12 protein-coding genes are annotated in these 14044 nt (G+C 48.2%); 5 read left to right on the forward strand and 7 right to left on the reverse strand.

Going from position 1 to position 14044, the window contains the following annotated elements; all coding sequences use genetic code 11:
- The first annotated feature begins 206 nt into the window (after positions 1-206).
- On the forward strand, positions 207-1397 hold the full coding sequence (locus AACH41_RS04065) for an ammonium transporter (protein ID WP_338656893.1): 1191 nt from the start codon (positions 207-209) through the stop codon (positions 1395-1397).
- A gap of 175 nt (positions 1398-1572) precedes the next feature.
- On the opposite strand, the gene AACH41_RS04070 is transcribed toward AACH41_RS04065, so the two are convergent.
- Together AACH41_RS04070 and AACH41_RS04075 are read right to left on the reverse strand one after the other, a co-directional pair.
- Positions 1573-3114, reverse strand: a complete 1542-nt coding sequence (locus AACH41_RS04070; RefSeq protein ID WP_338656895.1) for a subtype B tannase — start codon at positions 3112-3114, stop codon at positions 1573-1575.
- Positions 3115-3277: 163 nt separating this feature from the next.
- Positions 3278-3787: an SRPBCC domain-containing protein gene (locus AACH41_RS04075; protein WP_338656896.1), complete on the reverse strand. Its 510-nt coding sequence runs from the start codon at positions 3785-3787 to the stop codon at positions 3278-3280.
- 106 nt (positions 3788-3893) lie between these two features.
- Here AACH41_RS04075 and AACH41_RS04080 point away from each other — a divergent pair, with 106 nt between their 5' ends.
- Entirely contained in the window at positions 3894-4826 is a 933-nt protein-coding gene (locus AACH41_RS04080) for a LysR family transcriptional regulator (RefSeq protein ID WP_338656897.1), read from the forward strand.
- Between the two features lie 552 nt (positions 4827-5378).
- On the opposite strand, the gene draG is transcribed toward AACH41_RS04080, so the two are convergent.
- The 4 genes from draG to AACH41_RS04100 are packed head-to-tail and all read right to left on the reverse strand — an operon-like array spanning position 5379 to position 8165.
- Positions 5379-6254 (reverse strand): ADP-ribosyl-[dinitrogen reductase] hydrolase, encoded by an 876-nt coding sequence (draG, locus tag AACH41_RS04085; protein WP_338656898.1) that lies wholly within the window; start codon positions 6252-6254, stop codon positions 5379-5381.
- A gap of 4 nt (positions 6255-6258) precedes the next feature.
- Positions 6259-7071 carry an NAD(+)--dinitrogen-reductase ADP-D-ribosyltransferase gene (locus AACH41_RS04090; protein WP_338656900.1) on the reverse strand — a complete coding sequence of 271 codons (813 nt, stop codon included), beginning with the start codon at positions 7069-7071 and terminating at the stop codon, positions 6259-6261.
- Between the two features lie 17 nt (positions 7072-7088).
- On the reverse strand, positions 7089-7679 hold the full coding sequence (locus AACH41_RS04095; protein WP_194747316.1) for a hypothetical protein: 591 nt from the start codon (positions 7677-7679) through the stop codon (positions 7089-7091).
- Between the two features lie 33 nt (positions 7680-7712).
- Positions 7713-8165 (reverse strand): group II truncated hemoglobin, encoded by a 453-nt coding sequence (locus tag AACH41_RS04100; protein WP_194747315.1) that lies wholly within the window; start codon positions 8163-8165, stop codon positions 7713-7715.
- A gap of 434 nt (positions 8166-8599) precedes the next feature.
- Between AACH41_RS04100 and nifH the strand changes: the two genes are divergently transcribed.
- From nifH to nifK, 3 genes are all read left to right on the forward strand, one after another.
- Positions 8600-9475: a nitrogenase iron protein gene (gene nifH, locus AACH41_RS04105; protein ID WP_228518672.1), complete on the forward strand. Its 876-nt coding sequence runs from the start codon at positions 8600-8602 to the stop codon at positions 9473-9475.
- 144 nt (positions 9476-9619) lie between these two features.
- Positions 9620-11077: a nitrogenase molybdenum-iron protein alpha chain gene (gene nifD, locus AACH41_RS04110; RefSeq protein WP_338656904.1), complete on the forward strand. Its 1458-nt coding sequence runs from the start codon at positions 9620-9622 to the stop codon at positions 11075-11077.
- Between the two features lie 14 nt (positions 11078-11091).
- The gene (gene nifK, locus AACH41_RS04115; RefSeq protein WP_338656905.1) at positions 11092-12651 is read left to right on the forward strand and encodes a nitrogenase molybdenum-iron protein subunit beta; all 1560 of its coding nucleotides are present in this window, start codon (positions 11092-11094) and stop codon (positions 12649-12651) included.
- A 406-nt stretch (positions 12652-13057) separates the two neighbouring features.
- Here nifK and AACH41_RS04120 read toward each other — a convergent pair whose 3' ends face one another.
- Entirely contained in the window at positions 13058-13693 is a 636-nt protein-coding gene (locus AACH41_RS04120; RefSeq protein WP_338656907.1) for a hypothetical protein, read from the reverse strand.
- Positions 13694-14044: the final 351 nt, after the last annotated feature.

Here is a 14044-nt window from a genome sequence, read left to right on the forward strand (position 1 = left end):
TTAAATATGCCCTAATTTGCACCAATAATGTGCAATGCACTTTTGATTGAGTTATTTTGGGGCGTTTTTGCTGGTGCCCAAACTCCACTCCTTTTAAAATCAATCACTTAAAAATGGCCTGATATTTGCTTGAAACCTGCGCATTTTAAAAAGGCGTGTCTTTCAAACAAAACGCCAATCAATAATTATTGAATTCGGAGAGCGAAATGGAATCATTAGTGACAGCTAATGACGTCCTGTTTGTATTGCTGGGGGCCATCATGGTCTTGGCAATGCATGCCGGTTTTGCCTTTTTGGAGGTCGGCACAGTACGTCAAAAAAATCAGGTGAATGCCCTGGTTAAAATTATGGTGGATTTTTGTGTGTCTACTATTGCCTATTTTTTTATTGGCTATGGTATTGCTTATGGCATCCACTTTTTCAATGGTGCCGAAACACTGACCGTGCAAAACGGTTACGGTCTGGTCAAGTTCTTCTTCTTGCTCACCTTTGCCGCCGCGATTCCTGCCATTATTTCTGGCGGCATTGCCGAGCGCGCCAAATTCAACCCGCAATTGGCAGCAACCTTTTTGATCGTCGGCTTTATCTATCCCTTTTTTGAGGGCATTGCCTGGAACGGTCATTTTGGTTTTCAGGATTGGCTCAAGGCCAGTTTTGGCGCCAACTTCCATGATTTTGCCGGCTCGGTCGTCGTACATGCCATGGGGGGCTGGATCGCCCTGGCGGCGGTGCTGTTGTTAGGCGCGCGCAATGGGCGGTATACCAAAGACGGTAAATTGCATGCTTATCCGCCTTCCAATATTCCGTTTCTTGCCTTAGGTGCATGGATATTAACCGTAGGCTGGTTTGGCTTTAACGTCATGTCCGCACAAGCCATACAAGGCATTTCTGGGCTGGTGGCCGTTAACTCGCTAATGGCGCTGGTCGGCGGAACATTGGCGGCATTGGTACTGGGTAAAAATGACCCCGGTTTTGTCCACAACGGTCCCTTGGCTGGACTGGTGGCAGTCTGTGCCGGCTCGGATGTCATGCATCCACTGGGTGCGCTCGTCACCGGCTCAGTAGCAGGGGCCTTGTTTGTCTGGGCATTTACGCTGACGCAAAACCGCCTCAAGATTGATGATGTTTTAGGTGTGTGGCCACTGCATGGTTTGTGTGGCGCCTGGGGTGGCATTGCTGCCGGTATTTTTGGCAGCACCGCTGTGGGTGGGCTGGGTGGCGTGAGCCTGATGAGTCAATTGTTAGGCACGCTGGTTGGCGTGGTCATTGCCTTGCTGGGCGGTTTGCTGGTCTATGGCTTGCTGAGAAAACTGGTTGGGCTACGGCTAGACCCGGAAGAAGAGTTTGATGGTGCAGATTTGAGCATCCACAAAATTCCAGCGGTGTCTGGAGATTAGTGATCTCTAATCGGTTTACTTGAGATAATTAAGTCTGTTGAACATTAACTAATAAAAAACCTGCCACCAATGTGGCAGGTTTTTTTGTTTTATATCTATATGAATTGAAGAGATTGAAGCGCTAGAGTTCAAATCCACTTTCAGTGATTAACTCTTGCAACAGTTGATATACCTCTTAAATTGAGTCATTTTTTGTAATTGACTCCATCCAATCAAACAATTCATTCAAATCATAATCACCGCTGTGAGGTCTATCCCAGACCAGTTCGTAGTCAACAGGGATGTCATGCTTTTCTAGCGTTAAAGCAAGGATGGTGGGCACTGCGAGGGAAGTATCCTTGTCTTTAGTGCCATGTCTAACTCTCCAAAAACGCGCATTATCTGCACTTGGATTGCCTATGTAATGCAGCGGATTGGTCATGTTGACGATTTGCTGATTCACTCTACCGTTTAAATTAGAAATATCGTTGATTGCCGAAAAATCGGTAAAATGCCGTTTATCGGTATGCTCATCGCCGAATAGTTGATTCTCACCATTTTCCAGATTGAGTCCGTCAAACGCTGGTGCTATTTTTTGCCGTCCTAGTTGATGCAAGTATTGGTCAAAGTTAATCGCTTTCACCTTATTATCATCTATTTCAAGCCATGGATATTGTTGAATATTCAGTCCATTTTGGGCTGCTTTTTGAGCGGAGAGCACAACAAGTTGTTTTATATATTCTTTGAAACTTCCGTTGCCCCGTTCGTCAAGCGTCAATGCTTGGCCAGTGCTGGATTTGAGTTTTAAACTGTTCAAATAAGCTGGAAATAAAGTTTTGAGAGCATTTGAAGTTGCGATTTGTTTATGTGTCATGCTGCCAGAAATTTCTTTGCGCTGAATTTTGTAGTCGAGCATAGAAATATCAATTTTCTTGAAATCATAAATGCCGTCAAACTGCCATTCATAAGCTGCATCTGCATGTTCTAAATCTGTAATAGGACAATAAGCTGAGACTGCAAAAATATCATCACGAACGGGTGCAGAGGAAATTTCCTTAAGTTCACCACTAAAGTCATCACTGTTCCCACTGGCCCCTAGAAGCGCAGATAACGCGCCACCAGCACTTGTACCGTTAGAAATTATTTTTTCTGCATCTCCAGGCATCAACGCATCATTAAATCTCAAGTAGCGTACAGCGGCTTTCAAATCAACAATGGTTGCGGGTGCTTTTCCAATATATTTACCTTGAGAGTTCTGAGAAGTCCTCCCTCTTGTGCCCGGGCTAGCGACGATAAATCCTCTGGCTAATGCTTGCTTAACTGTAGCCTCTGAAGGCTGAGGCAGCGCATGCGTTTCATTCTTTTTATTCAGGAACAAAGGTTGGCTGGGCATATAGCCACCAACCTGATTTGGTAAAAAAATGGGGGCGGTGGTTGCGTTGAAGCCGTTGATGTTTTGATTGAGAAAATAGGCCTCAGGAATATATACATTCATGCGCTGGCTAGATGGATCTGACGGATTATTCACGTACACAATATTCTCGTAAGCACGTATTTTGACTGTTGTATCTTGCCAAACAACTTCCCGTATTTCAAATTTAAGTGGATTGAATTTAAGTTGATCTTGGCCGGGCTCACTGTTTCCGGCTTTAATAGCCTGAGACCATGTGACTATGAATAAAAACAGCGCTTTTAGCATGAAACCGAGTGTACATTTTTGTTTTGAAAATTGATTCATTTCGTCATATCCGACTGAAGCCAGGGCAAGCCAATATCAACATTAGTTAAAACTTAGGTTTTTACTATTAAAGTTGGCAATAGCTATTATTACTCTGGCGTTTGCAGCTCAACAAACATTTTGATGTATTGGTTTAGATACATTGGTTTTCGTATTGAGCCCCTTAGATTGATTGGGCACTCCCTATTAAACCGTCTAACCAGGCTTGGTGCGCGTTCAGCATCGGATTAGGTCTCGTGTCTGCTAACTCAATAGCAGGTTGCCCATTTTGTGTCTCTTCCGTCAGTAATCTCAGGCGATTACCTGATAACTCTTCGAAGAGCCAAGCGTGGTGTACATCTAATCTTTGTGTTGCATCACCTTCAACCCATCCATGCCATGCGATGCGTGCGGGAGAGCCTGCTGAGGGTGCGACGTGTTCGACCACTTCAGCCTCTACTAAAAATCCAAACGTTGTAAATCTAAACCTGGATCCTAATTTCAACTCAGGGCCTGAATTATTGTAAAAGACAATGTCTGATGCATTGCTGTAGTAGTCTGGCCACAACAATGGATGATTCAATTGATGCCAGACTGACTGCAGGTTTAAATTCGGGACAATCATTTCGTTTGATACATAGTTATCTGTATTGCCTGGAAGATAAGCTTCGGGCCAAATAATGTCGTTGGTCATTTATTTGTTCTCTTTGATATAAATATTGGAGTTGATACTTTAATTAAGTATTAATAGTTAATATACTGGCTAAAAGTAATTACATTCATTACATGAGTGAACATATATGAGTAATTTTGATCCAGTAAAACTTGGCAGTATCGAACAGTTTTGCAAGGCCGCTGAATTGGGCAACTTTACCAGTGCCGCCGAGCAACTCGGCCTCACCCCAGCTTCAGTGAGTCGGTCTATAAGCCGATTAGAAAAAAGACTAGGTGTTCAGCTATTTGTCAGAACAACCAGAAACGTAAGATTAACCAATGAGGGGCAGCATTTCTGGCAACAATGCCGTCTTGCATTGGATCAGATTGCTGAGGCAGAATTGACTGTTTCGGGACAACAGAAGACTCCAACAGGGCCACTGAGAATCAGCGTTGGTAGCATTTATGCGCACCATAGGCTCTTTCCATTATTACCTGCATTTAGAACCCTGTATCCGCATATTCAATTAGAGATTAGTGTTTCCAACAAGGTTGTTGACTTTATTGCTGAAGGGTGTGACCTGGCCATTCGGGTTGGCGTACTACCTGATTCTCAATTGATTGCTCAAAAAATTGAGAATGCCGCATTAGGTATTTTTGCTTCACCGGAATATCTAAGTAAGAATGGCGTTCCCAAGTCTCTGGAAGATTTGCAAAGTCATGACTGCATTCAATTCATCCTCCCCACGACTGGAAGACCCATGCCATGGATTTTGAAAGATTTGAATGGTCAGGATATTGAGGTTGTTAACGATAGCCATTTGCGTGTTTATGAAGATGCAAATGCTTGTGTAAGCTGGTCCCTTGCTGGAGGAGGATTAGTCCAGACTTATCACTTTTTGGCACAGGATGAAGTAAAGAAGGGGCGGCTTATGGAGGTTCTTGAGCAATATTCTGGACGATCCAGACAATTTTCAATTATCTATCCGGCAAATCGTTATTTATCTTCAAAGGTTAGAGCCTTCTCAAATTTTATAAAAAGTGCTGTTCAACAAGATTATGGGAGAATAGATATCTGATGTTTGGCTCAAACACTGATAACAGAAAGGTCATATTTAACTTACATATGAGGAAAAAATCCGACAGATTCTGAATTGGTTTTCCTAATTTTATAGTACAAAGAAATCAATGAGTTACAAAACCATTTCCGACTGACTTAATTGTTTGTAATCATTGCCATTGAGTTAAGGTAATTAAGTCTCTCAGATGACTGTTTAAGCATGCAAAGTCTGTCGAAGATTTAGTATCAAAAAGTCAGGCTGGCTTGGTATGCTGTTTCAGCGAAAGCTAGAAGGACTTATGCCAGTGGCAAGCCTGTGACTCTCGGCGTTAGCGGACTTGATCCAGCTATACCGACAGTGTGCTGATATCAATGCTAGCCATTTCTATCAGTGGCCGTCAGTAGCGACTCCGCGTAAAACATAACCACTACAGTGTCGCTATCAAGTGCAGCCGGATTAAACCAGGCGCACACTGGCCGTTGATCAACGTATTCCATTAGGCGTTTATGTGTCCAGGGCTCGTTCAACAGGTTTTTGGCAATTATCTTGTGTCCTGTAGCCGGGTTTTCATCAAACAGAATCTTGTTCATTGGGGATTCTTGGCAAGAGTGCATAGACTTGTTGTTCGATTTCCTGGCGGATGGCCAGCGGCAGGGCCTGCAGCCAACGTTCGGGGATGGCCTGACTGCCATAGCGGGCACCCGCGAGCATGCCAACAATGGCGCCGGTAGTGTCGGCATCTTCACCCTGGTTGACGGTGCCAATCAGGCAGTCTTCAAAATTGTCAGTGTTGAGAAAAAAATGCAGCACGGTTTGCATCGTGTCAACAATATAGCCGCTGGCCCGGCCCGGATAGGGGTCGAATTTGAATGCCGGGTACTGTTTGACCAGTGCTGCCGCCAGCAAGCGGCAGGCCGCACCACCCTGGCCATTGAACAGTGCATGCACCATGCTGCACAGCGTCAGGCAGGCGGCATCGGACAATGGGTGGTGATGAGTAAGGTGCGCTTGTGCCAGCGTGATTTTTTCAAACTGGTCTGGTAGGTGATAGGTGGCGATGGCAATGGGTGCCATGCGCATGGCCGCACCATTGCCGCCATCAGCTTCGGAAGGCGGGCCTTGTACGCTGCCTTCCAGCAAATAGCGGCGGATGCCGCGTCGGCAGGTATTGCCCACATCAATCGGCTGGTTTTTCAGCCAGTCAACAAACATGCGTGCGGCGGTTTCGGCATGCCAGCCATTGTGGCTTAGCCAGGCGCGGCCCAGACACAGCGACATTTCGGTGTCGTCGGTAATCTGACCGGGTTTGAGCTTGAGCCAGCCACCGCCTGTCATGTCACGGTGTTCACCGCGGGCGGCGATCTCTCTGGCAGTCATAAACTCCACTGGCGCGCCCAGCGCATCGCCAACGGCCATGCCCAGATAAGCGCCCAGCGCACGTTGCATGAGGTCAGGCATAGCGGGCCATGACCTCGTATTCGCCACCCAGCGCGATGACTTCTTCCTCGCCGCCCAGTGGGCTGTGTTGCAGCAAGCCGGGAAACAGTAACAGTTTGACCAGCGGCACTTCCACTTGCAATATCCAGTCACCAAACTCGTCGGCGCGCTCGCGGTTGCGGGTAAACGAGACCAGATTGTTAAGACGCAGCCTGCACAGCCCGGCATGCAGCCCCTGTTGCCCCAGGGTCGGTTCTTCGTTGAGGTTCACGCCGCGCCACAAGGTCAGGGTGGGGTGCGAGGTCGGCAAGCCAAAACGTGCAATCACAAACTGGCAATACTCGTATAACAAATCAAGCTGCATATGGATGCTGTAGTTATGAAAGCGGCTGCAAAACTTCTCTTCCAGATAGGTGACCCAGGCCGGGGAGGGGAAATGCCTCAGCGGTGCGCGGTGGAAGCTGGGCGTGAGGCCAAAACGACTTTCCACCCAGCCCTTGAGCACCGCCCCCTGCGGGCTGTTGGCATCAAAGCCCCAGCCCTCCAGCAATTTGAGGTAGCTGGGTCTGAAACGGCGCGGGCCTTGTGCTGTGGCTGGTCGCTGCAAATCAAAGGCGATGGCCATATAGTGGGCAAACCTGTCGGCGGCTTCTTCGGCGTTGTGGCTGGCGTGCAGCAAACGAAACAGCCCGCTGTGGGTCTCGCGTGCTCCGGCAATATGCAGGGGCTGCGGGTGACGGTTAAACGCGACCGAGCCCAGCAATCCGGCCGGAAGACCGACCAGGTTGGTGCTGTACCAGTCTTGCGGGCTTTCTTCCGCCTGCATGCCAGCGAGATGTAGCCTTAAACCGGGCGGTTTTCGTTGGGGTTGCGTACTGGCCCCATCAGCTTCAAGCCTTCCTCATAGCTGATTTCAGGGAAGTTGGCACTGAAGCTCATCGCTTTGGCAATAACGGCATCCAGCTTGGCGCCAGTATCCAGTTTTTTTAGGTCATTTTTTTCCAGGCGCAACAGTTCCAGTAGCTCGTTATATACCGTGGCTTCATCAATGGGCAGGATGTAGAAAGTGCTGCCGTTCATCTTGACCGTGTACTTTTTCAACAGGTCAATATTGTTGCAGAAGACGATATATTTGCCTTCCGGGAGCAGCACGTCTTTGAGTGCATCGACGAGTAAATCCAGATAACCAAATGACAACAGGTAGCCGGTAAAAAAAGGCATGCCGTTTTCGCCCTCCTGCGCATAGGCCATGACCTGGTCGCAGGTGATTTCTGGCGGGCGTGCTTCATCGGCCAGTTGCGGCGCAAACTTGATGGCGAGTTCGCCACGAAAGCCAAAACGTCCAGGCACTTTGGTGGCGTCTTTAAATACCGGATTTTGCAAACGGTTGGCGGCATTGAGTTTGCCGAAAATGGTGCTTTCCATGGTGGTCATTGCAAGGTTCTCCTAAATAAATGAGGCCAGGGGTTACGCTGGCTGGTTACGAATAAAGTCTGCCGTTTTAAAAAAAGCCTGATCGAGCTGTGCCCTTAACGTGGCATCTGTCACCACTTCCAGCAGGGCACGCCGCATGCATAACATCCAGGCATCTCTTTCTGCCTCGCCGATACCAAACATGGCATGTCGCTGGCGCAGGCGGGGGTGGCCGCGTTCACGGCTGTACTCCTTGGGGCCACCCAGCCATTCGATCAGAAACTGCACCAGCACCGCCTTGGTTTCAGACAGGTCTGCCGCATGCATGGCGCGGATTGCGGCAGCTTCCGGTGCCGTGTTCATATGCACATAAAAGCGGTCGACCAGACGGCTAATGACCGCTTCTCCACCGATTTGTGCAAAGTGCGGATTGCCTTGAATTTGCGCGACCGGTTTGTGGCGGCTGGTATCCAGCGCCGGATTAATGGGGGGTAATGGCTGATGCATCCTGACCTCTCTGGGAACTGACAGATAGTCCTGATTCAGCAAGTGTTATACCAACAGCTATGCCAATTGATCTGCAGAAGGCAAGGATCAAGCCTGGATGAGGCTTGGCGGCCAGTTGATGCATGAAGCAACGCATTGAAAGGCGGCTGACCGTATGCAGAAAGGTTTGTTTCATACCGCACGCTGGGCGCCGCTTTTGTCGTGTTTGCGACAGAAAGTATTTAAGGAAATGTCGTCTGCGTTTTTGTAAAAATATAAATATAAATCAAACACTTAACTTTTATTTTTTCTGTTGGCACGCTACTTGCCATAGACAGGCTACATGGCCGACACCCTCCATCGCCTGATAAGAAAAGTGATTAGGTTGCGATTCGGAATCGGAAGATGGCTGCGTATAGCGACGAATTTTTCATTTAAACCTAAGGAGCTTCATTATGGCTGCATTACGTCAAATTGCATTTTATGGCAAAGGTGGCATCGGCAAGTCCACCACTTCTCAAAACACGCTGGCTGCGTTGGCCGAAATGGGTCAGAAAATCCTCATCGTCGGTTGCGACCCTAAAGCCGACTCTACCCGCCTGATTCTGCACGCAAAAGCACAGGACACCGTATTGTCCCTGGCGGCAGAAGCGGGTTCTGTCGAGGATCTGGAAATCGAAGATGTGATGAAAATCGGTTACCGCGACATCCGTTGCGTGGAATCCGGTGGTCCAGAACCTGGCGTGGGTTGTGCTGGTCGCGGTGTGATTACTTCGATCAACTTCCTCGAGGAAAACGGCGCCTATGACGGCGTGGATTATGTGTCCTACGACGTATTGGGTGACGTGGTGTGCGGTGGTTTCGCCATGCCGATCCGTGAAAACAAGGCACAGGAAATCTACATCGTCATGTCCGGCGAAATGATGGCGATGTATGCCGCCAACAATATTTCTAAAGGTATTCTGAAATACGCCAACTCCGGCGGTGTGCGTCTGGGTGGCCTGGTATGTAACGAACGCCAGACTGACAAGGAACTGGAACTGGCAGAAGCCCTGGCAGGCAAACTGGGTACCAAGCTGATCCACTTTGTGCCACGTGACAACGTGGTGCAGCACGCCGAGTTGCGTCGTATGACCGTGCTGGAATACGCCCCGGACTCCAAGCAAGCTGAGGAATATCGTCAACTGGCGCAGAAAGTTCACGCCAACGCCGGTAACGGTACCATCCCAACCCCGATCACCATGGATGAGCTGGAAGACCTGTTGATGGATTTCGGCATCATGAAGAAAGAGGATGAAACACTGATTGGTAAAGCGGCGACTGCAGCTTAATCAGTCTTTGGCAGGGGGCTTTGCCCCTTGCCAACCCCTCCAGAGACGGTTTCAAAAGTTGAGGAGGTTACTTCCGGGCAATTTCAACAATTTTTGAAAAGTTTCTTTTTATCACTGGTTTTTAGTCGAACATAGGAGACAACGATGAGTGCGACTGCTGAAGTAAATGTCAACGGCGCAGAGCTGATTCAGGAGGTGTTAAAAGCCTATCCTGAAAAGTCCGCCAAAAAACGTGCAAAACATTTGAATGTGTATGAAGAAGGCAAATCCGAGTGTGATGTGAAATCCAACATCAAATCGCTGCCAGGGGTAATGACCATCCGTGGTTGTGCCTACGCCGGTTCCAAAGGCGTGGTATGGGGCCCGATTAAAGACATGGTGCATATCTCGCATGGCCCGGTCGGTTGCGGCCAGTATTCCTGGGCGTCACGCCGTAACTACTACATCGGTACCACCGGTATCGACACCTTCGGCACCATGCAGTTTACCTCCGACTTCCAGGAAAAAGACATCGTGTTTGGCGGTGACAAAAAACTGGAAAAAATCATTGACGAAATTCAGGTATTGTTCCCCCTCAACAAGGGGATTACCGTGCAGTCCGAGTGCCCGATTGGTCTGATTGGCGACGACATCGAAGCCGTGTCCAAGAAAAAAGCCAAAGAGTACGAAGGCAAGGTGATTGTGCCTGTACGTTGCGAAGGCTTCCGTGGCGTGTCGCAATCGCTGGGTCACCACATTGCCAACGACGCCGTGCGCGACTTTGTGTTTGACAAAACCGACCCTGACAAAAACAAATTCGAGTCCAGCCCTTATGACGTGGCCATTATTGGTGACTACAACATCGGTGGCGATGCCTGGTCCAGCCGCATCCTGCTCGAAGAAATGGGCCTGCGCGTGATCGCCCAATGGTCCGGTGACGGCTCGATTGCCGAGCTGGAAAACACGCCCAAGGCCAAGCTCAACATCCTGCACTGCTACCGCTCGATGAACTACATCAGCCGCCACATGGAAGAGAAGTACGGGATTCCATGGGTAGAGTACAACTTTTTTGGCCCGTCCAAAATCGAAGAATCCCTGCGCAAGATTGCCAGCTTCTTTGATGACAGTATCAAGGAGAAAACAGAGCAGGTCATTGCCAAATACAAGGCACTGACCGATGCCGTGATTGCCAAGTACAAACCACGCCTGCAAGGCAAAAAAGTCATGCTGTTTGTCGGTGGCCTGCGCCCCCGTCACGTGATTGGTGCCTATGAGGATTTGGGCATGGAAGTAGTGGGTACCGGCTACGAGTTTGGCCACAACGATGACTATCAGCGTACCACCCACTACGTTAAGGATGGCACCCTAATCTATGACGATGTGACCGGCTACGAGTTTGAGAAGTTTGTGGAGGCCGTGCAACCAGATCTGGTCGGTTCCGGCATCAAGGAAAAATACGTGTTCCAGAAAATGGGCGTGCCTTTCCGTCAAATGCACAGCTGGGATTATTCCGGCCCTTACCACGGCTATGACGGCTTTGCGATTTTTGCCCGTGACATGGACATGGCGATTAACAACCCGGTATGGGGCTTGACCAAAGCGCCATGGCAACAAGCGGCTTAAGAGGAGAACTGAACATGAGCCAGAATGCTGATAAGGTTTTAGACCATTTTGAACTGTTTCGCGAACCAGAATATACGGAAATGTTCGCCAACAAGAAAAAGAATTTTGAATTTGCCGTGCCTGCCGATGAAGTGAAAAAGCAGGTCGAATACGCCAAAACGCAAGAGTACAAAGAGAAAAACTTTGCCCGCGAAGCGTTGACCGTGAACCCGGCAAAAGCATGCCAGCCACTCGGGGCCGTATTTGCTGCGAATGGTTTTGAAGGGACATTGCCCTTTGTGCACGGCTCACAAGGCTGCGTGGCATACTACCGCTCGCACTTCAGCCGTCACTTTAAAGAGCCGACTTCCTGCGTGTCCTCTTCCATGACGGAAGATGCGGCGGTATTTGGTGGTTTGAACAATATGATTGATGGTTTGGCCAACTCGTATAGTTTGTACAAACCAAAAATGATTGCGGTTTCTACCACCTGCATGGCCGAGGTGATTGGCGATGACCTGAATGCCTTTATCAAGACCTCACGCGAAAAAGGCTCCATCCCGGCTGACTACGATGTGCCGTTTGCCCACACGCCAGCGTTTGTCGGCAGCCATATCACCGGCTACGATAACGCGCTCAAAGGCATCCTCAACTACTTCTGGGATGGCAAAGCCGGTACCGTGCCTGCGCTGGAGCGCAAGCCTAATGACAGCATCAACTTTATCGGCGGGTTTGACGGCTATGTGGTCGGCAACAACCGTGAAGTGAAACGCATGTTCAACGAGTTTGGCATCACCCCAACCATGCTGTGCGATCCGTCCGACGCCTGGGATACGCCGACCGATGGCGAGTTCCGCATGTATGATGGCGGCACCACACTGGAAGACACTGCCAACGCCATTCATGCCAAAGGCACCATCGTCATGCAGTCCATCTGCGCCGAAAAAACTGCCGAGTATATCCAGAGCAAAGGCCAGGAGGTGGTCAAGCTGCATCACCCCGTCGGAGTAAAGGGCACAGACGAATTCCTGATGGCGATCTCCAAGCTCTCCGGTAAACCAATTCCGGCCAGCCTGACCAAAGAGCGTGGCCGTCTGGTGGATGCCATTGCCGACTCGATTGCTCATATCCACGGCAAGAAATTTGCCCTGTATGGTGACCCTGACCTCATGCTGGGCCTGACCGGCTTCCTGCTGGAGTTGGGTGCTGAGCCAACCACGGTACTCTCCACCAATGGTGACGATGCCTGGGCGGCCAAGGTACAAACCCTGTTTGATGCAAGCCCATTTGGTAAAAACTGCAAGGTCTATCCGAAGAAAGACCTGTGGCACATGCGCTCCCTGTTATTTACCGAGCCTGTCGATTTCCTGATCGGCAACACCTACGGTAAATACCTGGACCGCGACACCGGCATCCCGCTGATCCGGTTGGGTTTCCCGATTTTTGACCGCCACCATAAACACCGCTATCCGGTATGGGGTTATCAAGGTGCACTCAACGTGCTGGTCACTATCCTGGACAAGATCTTTGACCAGATGGACATCAGCACTAACGGCATTGCCACGACAGATTACAGCTTCGATATTATCCGCTAGCCTGTGATTGAATGCGTACCGGGTAGGGCGGTTCGATGTCTGGCCCGGTAGCAATGTAGTCCTGTCTCTTCCCCCACTTTGCAATGATCGATTGTTGAGTGTTTAAGCCTCCCGGTTGGGGGGCTTTTTTTATTTGAGAATAGTTAGAAACTGCCTAAGCCGTCAGGCGCTTTGTTGTGCGCGAGAGCATGTGGTTTAGATATGAGGGTTGGTTAGCTTGTGATAGGAGGCGTACCGCAGGCGGGTACGCTCTACCGGGCTAGATTAAGCCCGGTGCGACGCATGTTCGCTCCAGCAATGGCCGAAATGCAGTGGTTTTTTCCCAGCATAATGACCACTGTGAGTCCTTTAACCTCCTTCATGGGAGGTTTTTTACTTAAAAAACATTGCGATAAAAAATTTCATGTTAGGCACTTTCACATATTGCATCGAATTTACGTATAAATGCTTTTTTTAAATCTTGAGAAGAGAATAGTTCTGTTTTGTAAGACTTTAAATAGTCTTCAATGGCTTGAACGAGTAATTTCCTATTTAGAATCCAATAGTTATCGTGTCGCTCAATAAGTTTGCTCGAACAAGTTTTGATTTTCCAACCACCGCGTGTTGCAGCTTCATGAAGAATGCCGCAGCGTACATTTTCATAAAAATTGGTGGCTAAACCTTTATCAGAAAAGTAACTTTTAAATGGCTCTCGATTCTGTAAAAAGCTTTCAAAAATCGGCTGGCTTTTGAAATATTCTGTATTTTGATCAAGAGGGTGTTCAGTTGAACCCTTACGATAACTCTTTCCTTGATAGAATGATTCCAACGCTTCAATTGTTGAGCAGATGATTGTCACAACTGCAAATCCTTCACCCACTGAATTGCCATTTTCTTCAATGTACCTGATCGGGTTTAGGTAACGTGTTTCTAGACGCTTTTTAAAGAAATCAAATGCCTTTTCCCAGAGATCTACATTTTCTAAATTCTTGCTAAGCTCGTTTGATAGCTTTTTCCAATCACTAATCGTGTAATTGCCGGCAATCTTGATGTTTTCACTCATAACTGTTTCCTTAAGATTCAATCTTGCCTTTAGGATTACGCATTAAAAAATTGGCCGTTATAGAGTATCAAACCTCTATGACACACAATTATTTTTTTGTAATTTTGAATAGGAAGATTAGTGTTTTTTCGTAGTTTCAATAATGCTCTTTTTGAAGCATAGAGTAATGACAAAAATATCATCTTTGTCGCAAGGTCTACAGGCTTAAAAACCCCAATATTTATATAGGCGATTGTTTATTAATGAGGATATAAGATTTTTTGCCTTGGCAAAGCCTGTGCTATTCCAAGTTAATACATTCGGAGATGTCACGATGTGACAAAGCAAGCCAATTATCAACGATACAACCAT

Origin of the sequence: Methylophilus sp. DW102 (assembly GCF_037076555.1) — a bacterium.
GTDB classification, from domain to species: domain Bacteria; phylum Pseudomonadota; class Gammaproteobacteria; order Burkholderiales; family Methylophilaceae; genus Methylophilus; species Methylophilus glucosoxydans.